Genomic DNA, 22,435 nt, shown 5'->3' on the forward strand with positions numbered 1-22,435 from the left:
TACGCCGAGGGCGGGATTGATAAGATTTCTAGAGAATTCGGAGTTGTGTTATGGCTGGCCATTCCAAGTGGGCGAACATCAAGCACCGCAAAGAGCGTCAGGATGCCAAGAAAGGCAAGATCTTCACCAAATGGATCCGCGAACTGACCGTGGCGGCCCGCCAGGGTGGCGGTGACCCGGGCTCCAACCCGCGTCTGCGCCTGGCGCTGGACAAGGCGCTGGGCGCCAACATGAGCCGCGACATCATCGACCGCGCCGTGGCCCGTGGTGCTGGTGCGGCCGACACCGACGACATGGTCGAGCTGACCTATGAAGGCTACGGCCCGGGCGGCGTGGCGGTGATGGTCGAATGCATGACCGACAACCGCAACCGTACCGCGGCAGCCGTGCGCCATGCGTTCAGCAAGTGTGGCGGCAACCTTGGCACGGACGGCTCGGTGGCCTACCTGTTCGAGCGCAAGGGGCAGATCACCTTCGCACCGGGCACCGATGAAGACGCGCTGATGGAAGCCGCGATGGAAGCGGATGCCGATGACGTGGTCACCAACGAAGACGGCTCCATCGATGTGTTCACCTCGTTCGCCAGCTTCTACGCCGTGCGTAATGCCCTGGAAGCCGCTGGTTTCAGCGGCACCGACGCGGAGATCGTGATGCTGCCGACCACCAGTGCCGAACTGGACCTGGACGGTGCCCAGAAGGTGCTGAAGCTGCTGGACATGCTTGAAGATCTGGATGACGTGCAGAATGTGTATTCGAATGCCGACATCCCTGAGTCTGTGGCCGAACAGCTCGCTTAAGAACGATGAATATCCACTGTGGGAGCTGGCTTCTATGCTGTTACACAAATGTGTGCCTGGCACATACCGTTGTAAATCCAACCCGCAGGCGTTATGACTTTAATCCTAGGTATCGACCCCGGTTCGCGCATCACCGGCTTTGGCGTGGTGCAGCAGACCCCACGCGGCTGTGTGTACGTCGCCTCGGGCTGCATCCGCACTGGCGCAGGGGAATTGGCCGAGCGGCTGCAGATCGTCTATCGCGGCGTACGTGAAGTCATCCAGACCTACGGCCCGGTCACCATGGGCATAGAGAAAGTCTTCATGGCCAAGAATGCCGACTCGGCGTTGAAGCTCGGGCAGGCCCGGGGCGCTGCCATCGTGGCAGGTGCCGAGGAGGGCATGGAGATCGCTGAATACACCGCGACCCAGGTCAAGCAGGCCGTGGTCGGCACCGGTGGCGCCAACAAGGAGCAGGTGCAAATGATGGTCATGCACATGCTCAAGCTCACTTCAAAGCCGCAGATCGACGCCTCGGATGCCCTGGCCATCGCCATTTGCCATGCCCATACCCGCTCCAGCCTGTTGCCTCACGGCTTGGGCGCAGCACGTAGTCGTGGCGGGCGGCTGCGTCTCTGATAGCATCAGCGCAATCGTTATTTTTGCGGTCAGGCTCCGATCTGACCCCCAAGCTTTAAGGATCTGAACCGTGATTGGACGCTTGCGCGGCACCCTGGCTGAGAAACAGCCGCCGCACCTGATTCTGGATGTGAATGGGTTGGGTTATGAGCTGGAAGTGCCCATGACCACCCTGTATCGCCTGCCGTCGGTCGGCGAGCCGATAACCTTGCACACTCATTTAGTGGTGCGCGAAGACGCGCAACTACTCTATGGTTTCATCGGCAAGCGTGACCGCGATTTCTTCCGCGAGCTGATTCGTCTCAATGGCGTGGGGCCCAAATTGGCCCTGGCCTTGATGTCGAGCCTGGAAGTGGATGAATTGGTCCGGGCTGTATCGGCCCAGGATACCTCGGCCCTGACCAAGGTGCCGGGGGTGGGCAAGAAGACCGCCGAGCGCTTGTTGGTCGAGCTCAAGGACCGCTTCAAAGCCTGGGAGGTGGTGCCGAGCATGTTCGCCCTGGTACCGAACCAGCCGGATATGCCGGCGGCCCAGGTCGCCAGCGCGGAAAGCGATGCCGTCAATGCGCTGATCTCCCTGGGCTACAAGCCTCAGGAAGCCAGCAAGGCCGTATCGGCCATCAAGGACAAGAACCTGAGCGCTGAAGACATGATTCGCCGTGCCCTGAAGGGAATGATTTAAGTGATTGAAGCCGATCGTCTGATCGCGGCCACCGGCCCGCGTGACCGTGAAGAAGTCCAGGACCGGGCCATCCGCCCGTTGAGCCTGGCCGAATACATCGGCCAGCCCACCGTGCGCGAGCAGATGGAGCTGTTTATCCAGGCCGCTCGCGGGCGCAGTGAGTCCCTGGACCACACCCTGATCTTCGGCCCGCCGGGTTTGGGCAAGACCACTCTGGCCAATATCATCGCCCAGGAAATGGGCGTGTCGATCAAGTCCACCTCCGGCCCGGTGCTTGAGCGTCCTGGCGACTTGGCCGCGTTGCTGACCAATCTTGAACCCCATGACGTGCTGTTTATCGACGAAATCCATCGCTTGTCGCCGATTGTCGAAGAAGTGCTGTACCCAGCCATGGAAGACTTCCAGCTCGACATCATGATCGGCGAAGGCCCGGCGGCCCGTTCGATCAAACTCGACCTGCCGCCCTTTACCCTGGTGGGCGCGACCACCCGCGCGGGCATGTTGACCAACCCGCTGCGAGACCGTTTCGGCATTGTTCAACGTCTAGAGTTCTATAGCACCGCCGATCTGGCGACCATTGTCAGCCGGTCGGCGAGTATCCTCGGCTTGCCCCTGGACCCGGAAGGCGCCTTTGAAATCGCTCGACGCGCTCGCGGTACGCCACGAATTGCCAACCGTTTGCTGCGCCGCGTGCGAGACTTTGCCGAGGTGCGTGCCAAGGGCCACATCACCAAGGCCGTGGCGGACCTGGCCTTGAACCTGCTGGATGTGGACGAACATGGTTTTGATCACCAAGATCGACGCCTACTTTTGACCATGATCGAGAAATTCGACGGTGGCCCGGTCGGCGTGGACAGCCTGGCCGCAGCCATCAGTGAGGAGCGCCATACCATTGAGGATGTGCTGGAACCGTACCTGATTCAGCAGGGCTACATCATGCGAACCCCGCGGGGCAGGGTGGTGACGCGTCATGCCTATTTGCACTTCGGGCTAAACATTCCGTCACGATTGGGAGAGATGCCCGTGGTAGACGAATTCCTCGATGCAGTGGACGATTAAAAAATTGCAGGAGCGAGCTTGCTCGCGAAAAACGCCAACGATAACGCGGTATGTCTGGTTATACGCGGCGTGCTCAGGTTCTTCGCGAGCAAGCTCGCTCCTACAGGGTATTTGTCATGTGGGGTGATTTATCTGAGCTTTGTGCTGTCCCAGTGTCTGGCGTCGTCATTTGAAAGCGTTCAGGAATGAAAAAACAGTTGCCCAGCCAATTGGCAACCTGAGGAGTAAGCACTAGAGTATGCGCGCGCAAAACGGGGATCAGTCGTTCGCACATCGCTGTCGCGTTTATTACGAGGACACCGATGCCGGCGGCATCGTTTATTACGTCAATTACCTGAAATTCATGGAACGGGCTCGAACCGAGCGGCTGCGGGAGTTGGGTTTTGCCCAGTCCGAGCTGGTAGGCGAGGACCTGTTATTCGTCGTGCATTCCAGCGAGGCGCGGTATTACGCGCCGGCGCGACTGGACGATGAGTTGCTGGTCAGCGCTGAAGTCATCGAATTGAACCGTGCCAGCCTGCGTTTCAAACAGCAGGTCAGGCGGGCCACGGATGCAACGCTGCTCTGTGAGGGGCAGTTCCTGGTGGCGTGTGTGCGCACCAACAGCTTGAAACCTCGGGCCATTCCCGAAACTCTACGCGCGGCCTTTGCCGCCGTGAGCGGCGCGGGTCAACAATCAAAGCAGGAGATTTAGCGTGGAACCTACCGTCGTCGACCATTCCTCCATGTGGAGCCTGGTCAGCAATGCCAGTGTCGTGGTTCAACTGGTCATGCTGACCCTGGTAGCCGCATCGGTTACCTCTTGGGTCATGATTTTTCAGCGCAGCAACATGTTGCGCGCCCGTCGACGTGCCCTGGAGAGCTTTGAAGAGCGCTTCTGGTCGGGTATCGACCTGTCCAAACTGTACCGCCAGGCAGGCAGCAACCCGGATCCGGATTCGGGCGTCGAGCAGATCTTCCGTGCTGGCTTCAAGGAGTTCTCGCGCCTGCGCCAGCAGCCAGGTGTCGATCCTGAAGCGGTGATGGAAGGTGTGGCCCGTGCCATGCGCGTGGCCATCTCCCGCGAAGAAGAGAAACTCGAGCAGGGCCTGCCGTTCCTTGCCACCGTCGGTTCCGTCAGCCCGTACATCGGCCTGTTCGGTACCGTATGGGGCATCATGAACTCCTTCCGTGGCCTGGCCCAGGCGCAGCAAGCCACACTGGCCACCGTGGCCCCGGGTATTGCCGAAGCCCTGATCGCCACCGCGATCGGCCTGTTCGCCGCTATCCCCGCAGTAATCGCCTACAACCGTTTTGCCGCAACCAGCGAAACCTTGATCGGCCGTTACTACACCTTCGCCGATGAATTCCAGGCGATCCTGCACCGTAAAGTGCACACCAGCGAAGAATAAGCAGGTAATTCCCAATGGCTTTAATCGCTCGAGCTCGCAAAAAGCGCAAGCCGGTCGCCGAGATGAACGTAGTGCCCTACATCGACGTGATGCTGGTGCTGCTGGTGATCTTCATGGTGACCGCGCCGATGCTCAACCAGGGCGTGAAAGTTGATCTGCCCAAGGTTTCCAGTGAAGCCTTGCCGCAGGACAACAACACTCAGGTCCTGACCATTTCGATCAAGGCTGACAAGACCTATTACTGGAACCTTGGCAGCGAAGTCGATACGCAAAAGCAGCAGGACAAGGCCCTGACCTTGCCTGCAATGACCGATGCGGTGACCAAGATCATTCGCTCCGGCAACGAAGGCGGCAAGCACACCCAGGTGTTTATCCGGGGTGACAAATCGGTCGACTACGGCTCCGTCATGGGCGCCATGGGCGGGCTGCAGAAGGCCGGCGTCGGTAACGTTGGCTTGATTACCGAGGCGCCCTGATGCAGCAACAGCGAGAGCCGTCCGCCTCGGAAAGCTACTTCTGGCCTGGCGTGTGGGCAATTGCCCTGCACGTCCTGGTGTTCGGCATGCTGTTCGTCAGCTTTGCCATGACCCCGGACCTGCCGCCAGCCAAGCCGATCGTGCAGGCGACCCTGTATCAGCTGAAATCGAAAAGTCAGGCCACCACCCAGACCAATCAGAAGATTGCGGGTGAGGCCCAGAAGTCGGCCGCGCGCCAGACTGAAGTCGAGCAGATGGAACAGAAGAAGGTCGAGCAGGAAGCGGTGAAGGCTGCTGCGGAACAAAAGAAAGAAGAGGCGGCTCAAAAGGCCGAGGAATCGAAAAAGGCTGACGAAGCCAAGAAGGCCGACGAGGCTAAAAAGGCTGATGAAGCCAAGAAAGCCGAGAAAGCTGCCGAAGCGAAAAAGGCCGAAGAGAAACAATTGGCTGATATAGCCAAGAAGAAATCGGAAGAAGAAGCCAAGAAGGCTGCCGAAGAAGAGGCCAAGAAAAAGGCCGCTGAAGAAGCCAAGAAAAAGATAGTCGAAGACGCGAAAAAGAAAGCCGCCGAAGACGCCAAGAAAAAAGCTGAAGCAGACGAGGCGAAGAAGAAAGTCGCCGACGAAGCGAAGAAGAAAGCTGCCGCCGACGCCTCCAAGAAAAAGGCCCAGGAAGCAGCACGCAAATCCGCCGAAGAGAAAAAGGCCCAGGCCCTGGCAGATTTGCTTTCCGACACGCCGCAGCGTCAGCAAGCCTTGGCCGATGAGCGTGGCGATGAAGTCGCGGGCAGTTTCGACGACCTGATTCGGGCGCGGGCAGCGGAAGGTTGGACACGTCCACCTTCGGCACGTAAAGGCATGACAGTAGTGCTGCAGATCGGCATGTTGCCGGACGGTACGGTGACTTCGGTCAGCGTGGCCAAGTCCAGTGGTGACGGTTCGTTCGACAGTTCGGCGGTTGCCGCGGTCAAGAATATTGGCCGGTTGACCGAGATGCAGGGAATGAAACCAAGTGACTTCGCTCCCTATCGTTCATTCAAGATGACATTCACACCTGAGGATCTAGCCTTGTGAGAAACCTTCTTCGAGGAATGCTTGTCGTTATTTGCTGTATGGCAGGGATAGCGGCGGCGGATGAAAAGAACATCCTGGTAACCAGCGGCAGTGATCGGGCCACCCCGATTGCAGTCGTGCCGTTCGGTTGGCAGGGCGGCAGCGTGCTGCCGGACGACATGGCCCAGATCGTCAGCGACGACCTGCGTAACTCCGGTTACTACGCGCCGATTCCAAAAGGCAACATGATCAGCCAGCCAACCCAGGCCAGCGAAGTCATCTTCCGTGACTGGAAGGCGGTGGGTGCCCAGTACCTGATGGTCGGCAGCATCACGCCGGCCGGCGGTCGCCTGCAGATCCAGTACACGTTGTTCAACGTGGCCACCGAGCAGCAGGTCTTGACCGGCAGCGTATCGGGTACCGCCGAACAACTGCGCGACATGGCTCACTACATCTCGGACCAGTCGTTTGAAAAACTCACCGGTATCAAGGGGGCGTTCTCGACGCGCCTACTGTATGTCACGGCTGAGCGTTTCTCTGTAGACAATACCCGCTACACCCTGCAGCGTTCGGACTACGACGGTGCTCGTGCAGTGACCTTGCTGCAGTCCCGTGAGCCAATCCTGTCGCCGCGCTTCGCGCCGGACGGCAAGCGTATTGCCTACGTATCGTTCGAACAGCGTCGCCCGCGTATCTTTGTGCAGCACATCGATACTGGCCGTCGTGAGCAGATCACCAACTTCGAAGGCCTCAACGGTGCGCCAGCCTGGTCGCCGGACGGTTCGCGCCTGGCTTTCGTGCTGTCCAAGGACGGCAACCCGGATATCTACGTGATGAACATGGCCTCGCGTCAACTCTCGCGTGTGACCAGCGGCCCGGGCATCAACACCGAACCGTTCTGGGGCAAGGATGGCTCGACCATCTACTTCACCTCCGACCGTGGCGGCAAGCCTCAGGTCTACAAGGCAAATGTGAACGGCGGCGGTGCGGAACGTGTGACCTTTATTGGTAACTACAACGCCAACCCCAAGCTTTCGGCCGATGAAAAGACGTTGGTGATGATTCACCGTCAGGATGGTTTCACTAATTTCCGGGTTGCGGCCCAGGATTTGCAGCGCGGAACCGTAAAAATCCTTACAGATACCAACCTTGATGAGTCAGCCACTGTTGCGCCCAACGGCACCATGGTAATCTACGCCACCCGCCAGCAGGGCCGGGGAGTCTTGATGCTCGTGTCCATCAACGGACGCGTAAGGCTCCCACTTCCTACCGCACAAGGCGAAGTCAGAGAACCATCCTGGTCCCCTTACCTGAACTGACGCGGCGCTACAAAAAGAAGTACTTAACACACTGGGGTTCATTAGGAGTTTCACGATGGAAATGCTGAAGTTTGGTAAGTTTGCTGCTCTGGCTCTGGCTCTGTCCGTAGCCGTTGGTTGCTCCTCTAAAGGCGGCGACAATGCCGGTGAAGGCGCAGCTGTTGATCCAAACGCTGGTTACGGCGCCAACACTGGTGCGGTCGACGGCTCCCTGAGCGAAGAAGCTGCTCTGCGCGCTATCACCACTTTCTACTTCGAATACGACAGTTCGGACCTGAAGCCAGAAGCCATGCGCGCTCTGGACGTTCACGCCAAGGACCTGAAAGCTAACGGCGCTCGCGTTGTTCTGGAAGGTAACACTGACGCCCGTGGTACTCGTGAGTACAACATGGCACTGGGCGAGCGTCGTGCGAAAGCCGTTCAGCGCTACCTGGTACTGCAAGGTGTTGCTCCAGGCCAACTGGAACTGGTTTCCTACGGTAAAGAGCGTCCAGTTGCAACTGGCAACGACGAACAGTCGTGGGCTCAGAACCGTCGCGTCGAACTGCGTAAGTAATTCGTCATGCGAACGTGCCGTCGTGCTCTAACTGTATTGGCTCTCAGCTTCGCACCGCTTGCGGTGTGGGCTGCGGTTCCTGTAACGGATAGCAACTCAGGCTATAACAATAGCGGGAGCAGTTATCCGCCAGCGGGTTATGGCACGAACGGCGCCTATGCGGGGGGAGCGGCTACGTCCGCTCCCTCGGCACAGGGCGAACTGTTCAACCAGCTGCAACGCATGCAGGATCAGTTGGCCCAGCAACAAGGCGCCATTGAAGTTCTGCAGAACCAAGTGAACCAGCTGAAGCAAGAAGGCCTGGAGCGTTACCAGGATCTTGACCGTCGTATTGGAGCCGGTGTTGCACCTGCCGCTACTCCTGATAATTCTTCTACCGGTGGCGCACCCAGTGCCGCTGCCGGTGGCGCAGCAGCGGGGGCCGCCGCGGCTGCCCCTGCCGCCAGCAGTGAACCGGGTGATCCGGCGAAGGAAAAACTGTATTACGATGCAGCCTTCGACCTGATCAAGGCCAAGGATTTCGATAAGGCCAGTCAGGCCTTCACCGCTTTCCTGCGCAAGTACCCCAACAGCCAGTACGCGGGCAATGCCCAGTACTGGTTGGGTGAGGTCAACCTGGCAAAGGGTGATTTGCAGGGCGCGGGCCAGGCTTTTGCCAAGGTCAGCCAGCTGTACCCCAAGCACGCCAAGGTTCCGGATTCGCTGTACAAACTAGCTGACGTAGAACGCCGCCTGGGTCACACCGACAAGGTCAAAGGTATTCTGCAGCAGGTGGTTGCCCAGTATCCGGGTACCTCCGCGGCGCAGTTGGCCCAGCGGGACCTGCAACGCTTGTAAGCAATGCAGCCCGTTCAGAAGAAACCCGCGCTTGTCGCGGGTTTTTTCGTTAGAATCCACGCCCTTTTATGAAACACGCTTCCTGGGGTTGACGCGTTGGCGCAATCCCTTGAAGTGCCTGACGGAGGCGGACAGCCTGTTTAGCTGTTACGCCCGTGGCGACTATGCAAGACACATTACGTATTACCGAAGTCTTTTACTCGTTGCAGGGTGAAACGCGCACTGCTGGCCTGCCCACTGTCTTTGTACGGTTGACCGGCTGCCCGTTGCGTTGCCAATACTGTGACAGCGCCTACGCCTTCAGCGGCGGCACTGTGCGCACCCTCGACGACATCCTGGAGCAGGTTGCCGGTTACCGGCCGCGCTACGTCTGCGTGACGGGCGGTGAGCCTCTGGCGCAACCCAACGCCATTCCGTTGCTCAAACAGCTGTGTGATGCCGGTTACGAGGTCTCCCTGGAAACCAGTGGCGCCCTGGACATCTCCGCGGTCGACCCGCGCGTCAGCCGAGTGGTTGACCTCAAGACCCCGGACTCCAAGGAAGCCCACCGCAATCGCTACGAGAACATGGACTTGCTGACGGCCAACGATCAGGTCAAGTTCGTCATCTGTTCCCGTGACGATTATGACTGGGCCACCTCCAAGCTGATCCAGTATGGCCTGGAGCGTCGAGCGGGCGAGGTGCTGTTCTCGCCAAGCCATCACGACCTGAATGCCCGTGACCTGGCGGATTGGGTAGTGGCGGACAACCTGCCGGTACGCCTGCAATTGCAGCTGCACAAGTACCTGTGGAACGACGAGCCGGGGCGCTGATCCGGCTGCTGCGATAGGCGTTCTACCCACCGAATTACCGTTCAAATGCGTTTTTTCTGATTTATTTAAAATAAGGTGTTGAATAATCCTTAGAAATCAGTATTATACGCGCCACCACACAGCGGGTCGTTAGCTCAGTTGGTAGAGCAGTTGGCTTTTAACCAATTGGTCGTAGGTTCGAATCCCACACGACCCACCATTTTTGGCGGTTTAGAAAATCCGGAAGGCCCACGCAAGTGAGGATTTCCGGGTTTTTTTTTGCCTGTGATTTGGCCTGCCCGAGTCGACGTTGGGTCAACGTCTGCGCAAATTTCCGTTGTCGTCCAAAAATTCCTTAAATTCAAATATTCATATGCGGACCGGTGCTGACCCAATAGTCCGGGCGTTCGTGTGGGTGCTCAATGTGTATCAAATCTGATACCGCTGGTCGGAAAACAACCAATAACTTCAAGCGATATCCATTCTTATTCGATTATTTTCTTTATTCGTCAGCTAGTTACAGTTTTTTTAGGGTGTTACCCAAAGGTGGGTCAGATTATTGGCGAGAAAGGCGGTCGATGTTAGTTTGCCACCCTTCGTAAATTCGATGGATCGAACATGAATTCCCAACCGCCACGGACTCGGTATTCACTGAGCATTGCCCTGCTTGTCTGCCTCGCCTCCCCCAGCGTGATGGCGGCAACCCTTCCGGGTGATCAGGACCTGATCCGCGACCGGCAAAACCGCCTGTTGGAAGATCAGCAACGCCGCCTTGAACAACTCAAGGAACTGCCCGGCAAAGAGGCCAGGCCCGAAGCGCCAGCAGCCCCGGTGGACAGCCGTTGCTTCCCGATCCAAACCATTGAACTCCAGGGGGCCGACCACCTGCCTGCCCCTGAACGCGAGCGTCTGCTCAAACCGTACACCGGTCAATGCCTGGGCGTCTCACAACTCAACGCCCTGCTCAAAGACCTCACCGACTTCTACATCGACAAGGGCCTGATGACGAGTCGCGCCTACTTGCCGCAACAGGACATGTCCAAGGGGCATCTGCAAGTGCTGGTGGTGGAGGGCAAACTCGAAGGCTTAAAGGGCGCCGACAACAGCAAGTTGACGGACCGCGAGCTGGCCATGGCCTTTCCCGGCAAAAGCGGCGAGATATTGAACCTGCGAGAAATCGAGCAGGCCGTCGACCAACTCAATCGCTTGCCGTCCAATCAAGCCCAAATGGAGCTGACCCCGGGCGAGGCCGTGGGCGGCAGCTCGGTATTGGTCAAAAACACCCCGCAAAAGCCATGGCGCGCCAGCCTTTCACGTAACAACGACGGCCAGAAAAGCACCGGCGAACAGCAGTGGGGCACCGGCTTTGAATGGGACAGCCCGCTGGGCCTGGCCGATCAGCTGATTCTGCGCGGCGGCCATGACGCGGTCAGCGACCATCAGAAAACTTCCAAGAACGCGATGCTCTACTACAACGTTCCCTGGGGGTGGTGGAACTTCAGCTACAGCTACAACCAGAGCGATTACCGTTCGGTCGTCCAGGGCGACGGTTTCGACTTCAAGCAAACCGGTGACAGTGAAAACCATCAGTTACGCGCTGAGCGGGTGATCCACCGTGATGCCGTGAGCAAGACGTCGCTCAACGTCGGCTTGTCCCACCTGCGAACCAACAACTACATCGATAGCAGCCGCCTCAAAGAGAGCAGCAACCGCCTCAGTGAACTGCAGTTGGGCATCAACCATGGTCGTCGTATCGGTAGTGCGTTCGTCAACGTCGATGTGGGCATGCAAAACGGCACCGGCGCCTTCGACGCCCAAGGCAATCATAACCCCCTGCCTGGCGTGCCGGATGCGCGCTACCGCAAGTACACCGCCACCGTCAGCTACCTGCAACCCTTCACGCTGTGGGGCGAGTCGTTCAGTTTCACCAGCCTGGCCACCGGCCAACGCAGCGAAGACGTGCTGTTCAGCCCCCAGCGCATGAGCCTCGGTGGCTCGGCGTCGGTACGCGGCTACAAGGATCAGCAACTGACCGGCGACAGCGGCGGTTACTGGCGCAATGACCTGCGCTGGAGCCGCCCGGTGACCCTCGGTTGGCTGCGCCCGGTGTTCGGCGAGTACGGTGCCAGCGTGGGCTACGACCAAGGCGTGATCCGCAATGGTCGCTACAACGGCGAAGTGCACGGCCGCGTCTCGAGCAACTCCCTTGAGCTGTTCGCCCGCGGCCAACACGTGAGCACCAGCGTGACCTTTGCCCACTCGCTGGAACGACCGGCCGCGCTGCTTGAGCGCGAAGCACCGATCTACTTCCGCATGGATTTCTTCCTGTAATTCAACGCCCAGTTGCAACGAGAATTTGAAATGGATGTTCGCCAATTTGCCTTCCTGGTTCGCCAGCCTTCTGCTGCCCTGAAAAGCCGTGACGCGTTCCTGGGCCTGCCCAAACGTGGCGTGGCGCTGATCCTGGCCAACGCGCTGTTCTGGCAACCGCTGCTGGCCCAGGCCGAAGGCATCGTGGTCAGCGCGCCGGGCACCACGGTCGGCCAGGCGGGCAATGGCGTGCCGGTGGTAAACATCGCCGCCCCCAATGGCAGTGGCCTGTCCCACAACCAGTTCAAGGACTACAACGTCGGCGCCAACGGCGTGATACTCAACAACGCCACCGACCGTACCCAATCGACGCAACTGGGCGGCATCATCCTCGGCAACCCGAACCTGCAAGGCCGCGCCGCCAACATCATCCTCAACGAAGTCAACGGCGGCAGTCCCAGCCAACTGCGCGGCTACACCGAAGTGGCGGGCCAGTCGGCCAAGGTCATCGTCGCCAACCCCTATGGCATTACTTGCAGCGGCTGCGGCTTCATCAACACCCCCAACGTCACCCTGACCACCGGCAAACCGATACTCGACGCAAGCGGGCAACTGCAACGTTACCAGGTTGATGGCGGCGCCGTGACCATCGACGGCCAGGGCTTGAATGCCGATAACGTCGACCGCTTTGAAATCATCACCCGCTCGGCCAGGATTAACGCACAGATCAATGCGCGCAACTTAAGTGTGGTTGCCGGGCGCAATGACGTCGATGCTAAAAGCCTGCAAGCCACTGCCCGCGCCGACGACGGCAGCGCTAAGCCCGAGCTGGCGATTGATTCGACGGCGTTGGGTGGGATGTATGCCGGGGCGATCAAACTGGTGGGCACCGAGGCCGGGGTGGGCGTGAAGCTCGACGGTACGTTAATGGCCAGTGGCGGTGATATTCAGCTCGATGCCAATGGACGACTGAGTTTGGCTAATGCCAAAGCCAGCGAAGCGGTGGTGATCAAGGCCGGTCAATTGGACGCTGCGGGTGCGGTGTATGCCGGCACGCGAGTCGATGTACAAACTACGACAGGCCTGAGCAACCAGAAAAGCCTGGCGGCCCGCGACAGCATCACCGTGACCAGCGGTGGGGCGCTGGTCAACAGCGGCATCATCGAAGCCGGTGTCAACGCCGATGAAAGCCGCAATGCTGGTGGCGATGTCAGTCTGCGCGCGGCAAACCTGAGCAATAGCGGCAGCGTGGTTGCCAGCCGAACCCTTACCGCCACGGCCAACCAAACCTTGAACAATCAAGGCGGCACTCTGAGCGGTACCACCGCCGTGATTAACGCCGGTCAACTCGACAACCGTGGCGGTCGTGTACTGGGTACGGACTCGCTCAAGGTCACGGCCACCGGTCTGGATAACCGCACCAACGGTCTGCTGCACAGTGAAAACAGCACCGACGTTACGGTGACCGCTGCGCTGGATAACCAGAACGGTCGCGTGATCGGCCTCAAGAACCTGACGCTCAACGCCGGCCAACTGACTAACGATAACGGCCTGGTCGCCAGCCAGGCGCAGGCCCGTGTAACCGCAGGGCAACTGAGTAACCAGGCGGGTGAAATCTCTGCCAGCCAGACAACCGTGATTGCCACGAACCTGGATAACCGTTCAGGAAAATTGCTGGGCAGCAACCTCAACGTAACCGCCAGCGGTGCCATCGATAACCGCCTGGGGATTTTCTCTGCGTCCAGCCTGACAGTACAGGCGGCCAGCCTGGATAACCGCGACAAAGGTTCCATCGCCGCCCAAGGCGTGATGAACCTGACCGTCGCCGGGCTGCTGGACAATCGCAATGAAGGCAACCTCGTCAGCCAGGGGGCTCAACAAATAACCGCAGGGCAGTTGAACAACAGCCAGGGCGGCTTGGTGTCCAGCAAAACCACCCTGGCGTTGCACGGCGACAGCCTGATCAACCAGGGTGGCGTGGTCATTGCCGACGGCGCGCTGACCCTCACCGGCGGCGATCTGGATAACAGCCAAGCGGGCGTGATCAGCACCAAGGCCGCCGCGCACGTGCAACTGAACCAGTTGAACAACAGCAATGGCGGCAAGTTGGGCAGCGATGGTGCGCTGACCCTCAACGCCAACCAGCTCGAAAACGGCGCCGGTCGTATCAGCGCCAAGGGCGACCTGCAGGCAACCGTCGGTGTGCTCAATCAACAAGCGGGCGAACTCGTCAGCGACGGTGCGCTGAACCTGACCGGCGCGTCCCTGGATAACCGCAACGGCGGCCTTATCGCTGCCACCAAGGGCGTGGACCTGCGCAGCCAGACCATCCTCAATCAGCAAGGCGAGATCTCCAGCCAGGCCAGGGTGCTGGTGGTCGCCGATCAACTGAACAACACCACCGGCAAGGTCATCGGCGACAGCGGCCTGACGCTCACGGTGCAGCGCCTGCTCAACCAGAGCAACGGCTTGCTGGCGGGGCGTGAGAGCCTGGCATTGAATGGCGACCAACTGGATAACAGCCTGGGTGGCCGCGTTACCAGCCAAAAAGACCTGACCATTAGCCTGACCGGAGGCTTGCTCAACCAAGGGCAGGGCACGCTGCTGAGCGAGGGCGGACTGACCGTCAGGGCTGGCACCCTGGATAACAGCCGGGGCGGTATTCTTTCTGCGGCCAATGCGCTGTCGATCACCACCCAGGGCCAACTGAACAATCAGGCTGGCAAGCTGCTGGCCGATGGCACCGCCACGCTGGTCAGCACTGCGCTGAACAACAGCCAGGGCGGCGTGATCAGCGCCAAGCAACAGGTGGACGTGCGCAGCGCCGGCCTGGACAACAGCCAGCGCGGCAGCATCAGCAGTGACGCTGGCATCACCCTCAACGCAGGGCGACTGGACAACAGCCAACAAGGTTCGATCTTCGCCAAGTCCACGGTCAAGGCAACCCTGACCGGGCTGGACCAACATGATCGTGGCGAGCTGATCAGCAATACCAGCATCGACCTGGACTTGAGCCATGGGCAACTGATCAACCGTGACCACGGCCTGATCGCGACACCGGGCCAACTGCTGCTGAACAACCTGGGCACCGTCGACAACAGTCAGGGCGGTGAAATCTCCAGCACCCAATCATTCCTGTTGATGGCCGATGCGCTGAATAACCGCGGCGGTAAAGTCATCAGTGGCGACAGCCTGCAGGTACGTATCGCCAAGGCGCTGGATAACAGTGTGGAAGGTGTACTGTCCGCCAAGAGCGTTCTGCAGGTGGCAGCCGACAGCCTGGACAACCAGGCCGGTGGCGCGCTCGCCAGCCGTGGTGCGCTGGACCTGAAGGTCACCGGCGTGCTGGATAACCATAACCAGGGGCAGATCTTTGCCGCTACGGTTTTGACGACCACCTCAGGCTCCTTGAACAACAGCGACAAGGGCAGCCTCTCGGCCGGCACGCTACAGACGCTCAACACCGGCGCGCTGGACAATCACCAGGGCGGGCGAATCGTCAGCGATGGTAGCCAGACGGTCACCGCCGCCAATGTGGATAACCGCGCGGGTGTGATCGGCAGTCAACAGGCGTTGAACCTGACCACTGCCAACCTCGATAACACTGCCGGGTTGATCAACAGCCAGGCTGATTTGACTCTGACCGGGCAAACAGTCGACTCAAGCCTGGATGGCGAAATCTCAGCCAAGGGCGACTTGAAACTCATCGTCCAACAGCTGATCCAGCGCCAGGGCCGCTTGATCGGCGAACGCGCTGTGAGCCTCGATCTGCAAGGCGGAAATCTCGAAAACAGCGCAGGCTTGATCAGCGCCAAAGGCCCGCTGACCTTCGCGCGCCTGGCTAACCTGACCAACCGAGAACAAGGCGAAATCTCCAGCCAGACGGCGTTCACCATCGCCGCCAAACGCATCGATAACGGTGATCGCGGGGTCATCCTCAGTGCCGATCAATTGCGCCTTGAAGCGGATACCGTGGTCAACACCAACAAGGGCTTGATCTCCGGCTGGAACGGTCTGACGGTGGTCGGCAATGGCCTCGACAACAGCGCCGAGGGCACGTTGTCGAGCAAGAGTGGCACCCTGCACACTGACCTCACCGGTGTATTGGATAACCACGCGGCGGGTGCCCTGGTCAGCATGGGCAAACAAACGCTCATCGCGGGCAGCCTGAACAATGATCAGGGGATCATCTCCGGCCAGGCCGATGTCGACCTCAACGTTGCCGGTCGCCTGGATAACAGCAACAACGGCCTGATTTCCGCAGCTCAACACCTGGGCTTCAATAATGCCCAGAGTCAAATTCTCAACCGTGGTGGGCGTATCAACGCCGCCAACATCACCTTTATCGGCGAGAGTCTCGACAACAGTGCTGGCCAACTGATCAGCCAGGGCACCTTGGACGGCACCCTCAGTGGCGCGCTGATCAATGCCAACAATGCGCGCCTGGCCAGTGGCGCAGCCCTGTTGCTGAACGCCGCCAGCCTGGGCAACCAAGGCGGCCAACTGGTCAGCCAGGATCGCCTTGACCTGACCCTCGCCAATGGCGACCTGGATAACAGCGCCAAAGGCACGCTTGCCAGCCAGAAAGACCTGGTGATCAAGCTGTTGGCCGGTGACGTTCAAAACCAGCAAGACGGCCTGATGTTCAGCCAGAAGGGCAAGCTCGACCTTACCGCCCGCGCCCTCACCAACGATCAAGGCACGCTGCAAAGCCAGACCGATAACCGCCTGCGCCTCAGCGGCGCCCTGAGTAACCAGGGCGGCCGCGTCGACAGCCTCAGTGGCAACCTGGACCTGGAAACCGCCAGTGTAGCCAACACGGCCGGTGGCGTACTCAACAGCAGCAAGGGCTGGGTCAAACTGGTCACTGGGTTGTTCACTAACAGCAACGGCATCACTCAGGCGCAGTCGCTGGATATCCAAGCCAAGGGCGGGCTGCTCAACCAAATGGGGCATTTGTCCGCACTCGGCGGTGAAAGCCGCATCGTCACCACGACCTTCAATAACCAGGGCGGCGGTGTCTACGCCGATACCTTGCTCAAGGTCACTGCCCAGGCTTTCGATAACCAGGGCACGGCGGCCGGTAAGGGCGGCAAGGTCGGTGCACGCAATATCGACTTCGGCCTCACTGGCGCCCTGAGCAATGGCTATGGCCTGATTGAAAGCGACGACGTCCTGCGCCTTGCTGCGCAAACCATCAACAACGTCGGCGGTAACCTGCGGGCCATGGGCCGTACGGGCACGACCGACATCGATGTTTCCGGCCTGTTCGATAACCGCTTCGGCGTGCTTGAAAGCGCCAACGAACACCTGAACCTGCAAGCCGCCGGCCTGGACAATAACGGCGGGCGCATCGTACACACCGGCACCGGTACGTTCGACCTGACCTCCGACCAAGTCACCCGGGCCGGCGGCAGCTTCGTCACCAACGGCCAGTTGGACATCAAGGCTGCCAGTTGGACCAACAGCAGCGTGATCCAGGCCGGGCGCCTGAACCTCGACATCGGCCAGTTCACCCAGACCGCCAGCGGCCAGTTGCTCGGTGCACAAAGCCTGATCGGCATTGGCGACACCTGGACCAACGACGGCCTTCTGGCCAGTGATGGCACCCTCAGTGTGACGCTCACCGGTGGCTACAGCGGCAACGGCCGCGTCAGCAGCCTGGGCAACATGAGCCTCACCAGCGCCAGCATGGACCTGGGCGAGAACGCCCGCATTGCCGGCGGCGCACTCAACCAGGTCACTAGCACGAGCCTGAATAACCACGGGCGCCTGACTGCCATCGGCGACCTGACAGTCAATGCCACCACCCTGAACAACTACGGCACCCTGGGCGGCGCCGGAAAAGTCCGGCTGAACGCCACGCACTTGGTCAATGACAAGGGCTTGCTCTTCAGCGGCAACGACATGGCGTTGCGCGTCAATGATTTCAGCAACCGCTATGGCGACGTCTACAGCCTCGGCGCCCTGGACATCGCCCGGGATGATGCGAGCGCGCGCAGCAGCCTGATCGAGAACGTCTCCGGCAGCCTGGAAAGTGGCACCGGCATGCGCTTGCTGGCAGACACCCTGAGCAACCGTCGTGACCAGTTCACCACTGAAATGAAGCTGGTGTCGGGCAACCTCAATATCTATTGGAACGACTACTGCAAAGGCAAAGGCTGCGAGCTGTACTTCAACTCGGTGGAGAAATACGAAGATGTCATCACCGGCAGCTCGGCCTCTGCGTTCATCAACGCCGGTGGCGACCTGACTGTGGGCAGCCAGACCTTCGATAACCTTTACAGCTCGGTATCCGCCGCCGGGAATATCCTGATCAACACCGATGTGCTGACCAACCGTGGCGCGGCAGGCGGCGAAGAGCGTCACTTCAATTCCGGGCTCTATACCCGCGACCGTGGCATCTACAACACCTTCATGGAGCGCCAGAACCAGTTCAACATCTACAACAATCCCAACTCAGGCGACTACCGCCCGGGCCAGATGACGATGGACCAGGTCAGGGCAGGCGTTGGCAATTTCTATGAAAGCAGTAGCTATGTAGTGCCCACCACCGGCAGCGTGATTGCACAGGCGGTGATTCAGGCCGCAGGTGCGGTGACGGTCAATGCGACCTCCAGGATCGACAACAGCGTCATCCGCCCCAACGCTACCCACATCGACACCCCGGCGGCCAACCGCAACACCAATTCCGAGGTATTTGCCTCCACCGTCAAGCCGGCGATCACCGCACAGCTACCGCCAGATCTGGCCCAACGCCAGGTCAACCCGGTGACCTTGCCCGGCTTCAGTTTGCCGACCAGCCAGAACGGCCTGTTCCGTCTCAGCGGCCAGGCCGCGAAGGGTGGTGCAGCGGGTAACGCGGCTACCGGTAGCGGTGACTTCAGCGTGAGTGGACGTGTAATCAGCGCCGCCGAGCGCGAGAAAACCCTCGACTACAACGCCGTGCAAGAACGCGGTTTCAGCCTCGATGGCCAGCCCGTCAGCGGTGCAGTCAACGGCCAGGGCCCGCTGGCCTTGGACAACCGCGCGCCCTCCGTCATCCGTGTTCAAGGAATGCCGGACATCACCCCGGCGGATAACAGCCACAAATATCTGATCGAAACCAACCCGGCGCTCACCGACCTCAAGCAGTTCATGAGCTCCGACTACCTGCTCGGCAAACTCGGCTACAACCCCGATACCAGCTGGAAGCGCTTGGGCGACGGCCTGTACGAGCAACGTCTGATCCGCGAAGCCGTTGTGGCTCGTACCGGCCAACGCTACATCAACGGCCTCGCCAGCGACGACGCACTGTTCCGCTACCTGATGGACAACGCCATCTCCTACAAGGACTCGCTCAACCTGCAACTCGGCGTGTCCCTCACCGCCGAGCAAGTCGCGGCACTGACCCACGACATCGTTTGGATGGAAGAAGCCGAGATCAACGGCCAGAAAGTCCTCACCCCGGTGCTCTACCTGGCCCAGGCCGACAACCGCCTGGCCCCCAACGGCGCGCTGATCCAAGGCCAGGACGTGAGCCTGGTCACCGGCGGCGACCTGCACAACAGCGGCACCCTGCGTGCCACCAACAACCTGAACATGGTTGCCAACAACATCGACAACAGCGGCCTGATGCAAGCCGGCAACCGCCTGGAAATGCTCGCCACCGACTCGATCCGCAACAGCCGTGGCGGCATCATCAATGGCCGCGACATCAGCGCCACCGCCGTGACCGGCGATATCATCAACGAACGCACCGTCACCACCTTCAAACAGGAAGGCCAGGGCTACAAACTGCGCAACGACGTGGCCAGCGAAGCCTCCCGTTTCGAAGCCACCGACACGCTCAAACTGAACGCCGGGCGCGACGTGCTTAACCTCGGCAGCAACCTCAAGGCCGGTGGCAACGCCAGCGTAACCGCAGGGCGCGACGTACTGATCGCCAGCCAGACCGAACAGGACGACTACGCCTACCAACGCCGTCGCATCAGCGGCACCGAGCAAACCATCCTGCAACATACCTCCGCCGTGGACGTCGGCGGCAACCTCGCCATCGACGCCCGCCGCGACATCGCCGTGGTCGCCAGCACCGTAAGCGCGGCCAAAGACCTCAGCGTCAAAGCCGGCGAAAACCTGACCCTGGCTGCTGCCGCCAACGAACAACACGACTACTCCAAAGGTAAAAAAGGCGGCACCAAAACCACTACTCAACTGGACGACGTCACCCAACAAAGCGCCGAACTCAAAGCCGGCGGCGACCTGATCGCCATCGCCGGCACCGACCTCACGCTAGTCGCCAGCAAAATCAGCGCGGGCAACGAAGCCTATGTGCACGCTGATAACGAACTGCAAATGCTGGCGGCGCAGGACAGCCACTACTCGCTGTACGACATGAGCAAGAAGGGCAGTTGGGGCAGCAAAAAGACTCAGCGTGATGAAGTGACCGATGTGAAGAATGTCGGGAGCGAGATCAAGACTGGGGGGGATTTGACGCTGGAGAGTGGGGGGGATCAGAAGTATCAGGCGGCGAAGCTTGAGAGTGGGGGGGATATTGCGATTGTCAGTGGAGGGGCCGTCGAGTTTGAGGCGGTGAAGGATCTGCATCAGGAGAGTCATGAGAAGAGCAATAACAATGCCTTCTGGGTGTCCTCCAAAGGCAAAGGCAACACCGACGAAACACTGCGCCAGACCCAGATGGTTGCCGAGGGCAACATCGCGATCAAGGCGGTGGAAGGCCTGAAGATCGACGTCAATCAGGTCAATCAACAGACCGTCAGCCAATCGATTGAGGCGATGGTCAAGGCCGATCCGCAACTGGCCTGGATTAAGGATGCAGAGGCTCGTGGGGATGTGGACTGGAGGCAGGTCAAGGAGATTCATGACAGCTTCAAGTACAGCAACTCAGGGTTGGGGCCTGCGTCGCAGATCATTATTGCGATTGTGATGGCGGCGGTGGTTGGGCCGTTGGCTGCGGGTGCGGCTGCCAGCGCAGGGGCGGGCGTTGGCGTGGCAGCTGGAGCTGGAGCAGTGGCTGCAGGAGCAGCGACCAACGCTACGGTCAGTGTCGTTAACAACCGTGGCAACTTGGGCGCGGTACTCAAGGACGTGACTTCTTCGGATGCGATGAAGGGGTATGTGATTGCTGGCGTCACGGCTGGCATGACCGCTGCATATTTTGGTGATTGGACGGGGACTCAAACAAACACAATCACTGGGAAAGTCACGACGCCAGGTCTACTGAATACGTGGAGCGGTGTCGGTAAATTTGCCGCCAACCAGACGTTGCAAAGCGGCACATCCATGCTGCTGAGCAAGGCACTCGGGCAGGGCGGTAGCGCCAGCGATGCATTAAAAAGTGCGCTGTTCAATACGTTGGCGGCAGCTAGTTTCAATCTGGTGGGAAATTACACCCAAGGTGTAGTTGCCGATGGGTCGGCACCCAAGATTGCGATTCACGCGATGGTAGGTGGTTTGCTGGCTGAGGCTACGGGCGGCGATTTTAAAACCGGTGCGTTGGCAGCGGGGGCGAATGAGGCGCTGGTTACTCATCTGAATACGCTGGTTAACGGCAACGAAGAGTTGCTGACGATGAGTTCGCAGATCGTGGGTGTGTTGGCGGCTGCGGGGCAGAAAGATGCGGACGCTGCCAAGATCGAGAAAGGGGCTTGGGTTGCGCAAAACCTGACGCAATACAATTTTCTGGAGCATCTGCCACCAGGCTTAAGTGAATACGGATCAGCGGCGACTACTCTGGCAAAGGACATGCTGGAAAAAGGTGCCACTAACGACCAAATTGCCCAAGCACAGCTGGAGCTGGCCCAAGGACAAGGTTTTGAAGGGGTTCAACCGGCTAACGAGTTCGTCAAGGCTTGGGGCTATTTTATGGCCGGTGAACTCACAGGTGCTGGGCTGGCGGCAGTATTAGGTCGGCTTGTGATGGGAGGTGCAAAAGGATTGCCTTCCGCCCTGCAAAATTTCGGCGGCCGCACTTTCGATGATCTATCTGCCGCAGCTTCAAATCCTATCAATAAGGAAGGTCTGACAGAGGCTGCTAGGGCGCTCACAAAGCATGCTTCTGGCCAGCGAGCTACTGGAACGTTCCCAAAACTCACAGGTGGAATTGAAAAGCAAAATGCAACTGCACTCGGTATTATTGATGACGTTCTCAAGAATCCAAATTCAACATTCTCAAATTTGAGTCGCGGTGGGCTAGAGGTCCGGGCTCCCGATGGAAGAGGTCTGCGCTACAATAATGATGGCTCATTTTCTGGGTTTTTGGACCCTAAGGCGAAACCATGAAACTTGAAAGTAATTCGGATTTTGAAGTTCTGGGCTTTAGTGATAATCGCTATAAAAGGCTGACTGCGGAGATTCAATATAAAGGCGAACCAATTGCTCAAGTTAATCAGGATAAAGGGGTGGACGCTTTAGAGGTGGAGATCTTTGCTGACTTAAGTAGCGCGACTTTGAGAGTTCCATTCTCTGGTTTTTTTGAGGCGATGATTCTAGCGAAAGATTTCATTGTTGAGTCGGGGTGAGGCTAGAAGAAAAAATGGGGCAAATTT

At 59.3% G+C, this 22,435-nt stretch carries 15 protein-coding genes and 1 tRNA gene; all 16 read left to right on the forward strand.

Annotation, left to right across the window (positions count from 1 at the left end; genetic code table 11):
• The first annotated feature begins 50 nt into the window (after positions 1-50).
• The 16 genes from FXO12_RS25100 to FXO12_RS25175 all read left to right on the forward strand — a co-directional run bounded on the left by FXO12_RS25100 (position 51) and on the right by FXO12_RS25175 (position 22,408).
• A complete protein-coding gene (locus FXO12_RS25100; RefSeq protein WP_034128583.1) occupies positions 51-797 on the forward strand; it encodes a YebC/PmpR family DNA-binding transcriptional regulator in 747 nt (248 codons plus the stop codon).
• A gap of 93 nt (positions 798-890) precedes the next feature.
• Entirely contained in the window at positions 891-1,415 is a 525-nt protein-coding gene (gene ruvC / locus FXO12_RS25105; RefSeq protein ID WP_019821257.1) for a crossover junction endodeoxyribonuclease RuvC, read from the forward strand.
• Positions 1,416-1,485: 70 nt separating this feature from the next.
• Complete coding sequence (gene ruvA / locus FXO12_RS25110; RefSeq protein ID WP_003193868.1) at positions 1,486-2,097, forward strand: Holliday junction branch migration protein RuvA; 612 nt, start codon at positions 1,486-1,488, stop codon at positions 2,095-2,097.
• Positions 2,098-3,156: a Holliday junction branch migration DNA helicase RuvB gene (gene ruvB, locus FXO12_RS25115; RefSeq protein WP_003193867.1), complete on the forward strand. Its 1,059-nt coding sequence runs from the start codon at positions 2,098-2,100 to the stop codon at positions 3,154-3,156.
• A gap of 238 nt (positions 3,157-3,394) precedes the next feature.
• The gene (gene ybgC / locus FXO12_RS25120; RefSeq protein WP_014719714.1) at positions 3,395-3,850 is read left to right on the forward strand and encodes a tol-pal system-associated acyl-CoA thioesterase; all 456 of its coding nucleotides are present in this window, start codon (positions 3,395-3,397) and stop codon (positions 3,848-3,850) included.
• A 1-nt stretch (position 3,851) separates the two neighbouring features.
• Complete coding sequence (tolQ, locus tag FXO12_RS25125) at positions 3,852-4,547, forward strand: protein TolQ (protein ID WP_160049775.1); 696 nt, start codon at positions 3,852-3,854, stop codon at positions 4,545-4,547.
• A gap of 23 nt (positions 4,548-4,570) precedes the next feature.
• Positions 4,571-5,023, forward strand: a complete 453-nt coding sequence (tolR, locus tag FXO12_RS25130; RefSeq protein WP_161793227.1) for a protein TolR — start codon at positions 4,571-4,573, stop codon at positions 5,021-5,023.
• Complete coding sequence (gene tolA, locus FXO12_RS25135; RefSeq protein ID WP_003193863.1) at positions 5,023-6,096, forward strand: cell envelope integrity protein TolA; 1,074 nt, start codon at positions 5,023-5,025, stop codon at positions 6,094-6,096. The genes tolR and tolA overlap by 1 nt, the downstream gene beginning before the upstream one ends.
• Before the next feature lie 17 nt (positions 6,097-6,113).
• A complete protein-coding gene (gene tolB, locus FXO12_RS25140; protein WP_032874245.1) occupies positions 6,114-7,394 on the forward strand; it encodes a Tol-Pal system beta propeller repeat protein TolB in 1,281 nt (426 codons plus the stop codon).
• Between the two features lie 55 nt (positions 7,395-7,449).
• A complete protein-coding gene (gene pal / locus FXO12_RS25145) occupies positions 7,450-7,950 on the forward strand; it encodes a peptidoglycan-associated lipoprotein Pal (protein ID WP_003193861.1) in 501 nt (166 codons plus the stop codon).
• A gap of 6 nt (positions 7,951-7,956) precedes the next feature.
• Positions 7,957-8,787 (forward strand): tol-pal system protein YbgF, encoded by an 831-nt coding sequence (gene ybgF / locus FXO12_RS25150; protein WP_054898000.1) that lies wholly within the window; start codon positions 7,957-7,959, stop codon positions 8,785-8,787.
• Between the two features lie 164 nt (positions 8,788-8,951).
• A complete protein-coding gene (gene queE / locus FXO12_RS25155; protein ID WP_034128580.1) occupies positions 8,952-9,599 on the forward strand; it encodes a 7-carboxy-7-deazaguanine synthase QueE in 648 nt (215 codons plus the stop codon).
• A gap of 123 nt (positions 9,600-9,722) precedes the next feature.
• Positions 9,723-9,798, forward strand: a tRNA-Lys gene (locus tag FXO12_RS25160).
• 398 nt (positions 9,799-10,196) lie between these two features.
• Positions 10,197-11,909 (forward strand): ShlB/FhaC/HecB family hemolysin secretion/activation protein, encoded by a 1,713-nt coding sequence (locus tag FXO12_RS25165; RefSeq protein WP_054897999.1) that lies wholly within the window; start codon positions 10,197-10,199, stop codon positions 11,907-11,909.
• A gap of 30 nt (positions 11,910-11,939) precedes the next feature.
• Positions 11,940-22,169: a filamentous hemagglutinin N-terminal domain-containing protein gene (locus tag FXO12_RS29320; RefSeq protein ID WP_306109889.1), complete on the forward strand. Its 10,230-nt coding sequence runs from the start codon at positions 11,940-11,942 to the stop codon at positions 22,167-22,169.
• Positions 22,166-22,408: a hypothetical protein gene (locus FXO12_RS25175; protein ID WP_054897997.1), complete on the forward strand. Its 243-nt coding sequence runs from the start codon at positions 22,166-22,168 to the stop codon at positions 22,406-22,408. The genes FXO12_RS29320 and FXO12_RS25175 overlap by 4 nt, the downstream gene beginning before the upstream one ends.
• Positions 22,409-22,435 lie beyond the last annotated feature (27 nt).

The sequence above is a fragment of the Pseudomonas sp. J380 genome, assembly GCF_009827115.1.
GTDB lineage: Bacteria > Pseudomonadota > Gammaproteobacteria > Pseudomonadales > Pseudomonadaceae > Aquipseudomonas > Aquipseudomonas paracarnis.

What these genes read in the sequence shown, in the direction of transcription:
- FXO12_RS25100 (WP_034128583.1), top strand. Translation starts at nt 51, where the DNA reads ATGGCTGGCCATTCCAAGTGGGCGAACATCAAGCACCGCAAAGAGCGT.
- ruvC (WP_019821257.1), top strand. Translation starts at nt 891, where the DNA reads ATGACTTTAATCCTAGGTATCGACCCCGGTTCGCGCATCACCGGCTTT.
- ybgC (WP_014719714.1), top strand. Translation starts at nt 3,395, where the DNA reads ATGCGCGCGCAAAACGGGGATCAGTCGTTCGCACATCGCTGTCGCGTT.
- tolA (WP_003193863.1), top strand. Translation starts at nt 5,023, where the DNA reads ATGCAGCAACAGCGAGAGCCGTCCGCCTCGGAAAGCTACTTCTGGCCT.
- tolB (WP_032874245.1), top strand. Translation starts at nt 6,114, where the DNA reads ATGCTTGTCGTTATTTGCTGTATGGCAGGGATAGCGGCGGCGGATGAA.
- pal (WP_003193861.1), top strand. Translation starts at nt 7,450, where the DNA reads ATGGAAATGCTGAAGTTTGGTAAGTTTGCTGCTCTGGCTCTGGCTCTG.
- ybgF (WP_054898000.1), top strand. Translation starts at nt 7,957, where the DNA reads ATGCGAACGTGCCGTCGTGCTCTAACTGTATTGGCTCTCAGCTTCGCA.
- queE (WP_034128580.1), top strand. Translation starts at nt 8,952, where the DNA reads ATGCAAGACACATTACGTATTACCGAAGTCTTTTACTCGTTGCAGGGT.
- FXO12_RS25165 (WP_054897999.1), top strand. Translation starts at nt 10,197, where the DNA reads ATGAATTCCCAACCGCCACGGACTCGGTATTCACTGAGCATTGCCCTG.
- FXO12_RS29320 (WP_306109889.1), top strand. Translation starts at nt 11,940, where the DNA reads ATGGATGTTCGCCAATTTGCCTTCCTGGTTCGCCAGCCTTCTGCTGCC.
- FXO12_RS25175 (WP_054897997.1), top strand. Translation starts at nt 22,166, where the DNA reads ATGAAACTTGAAAGTAATTCGGATTTTGAAGTTCTGGGCTTTAGTGAT.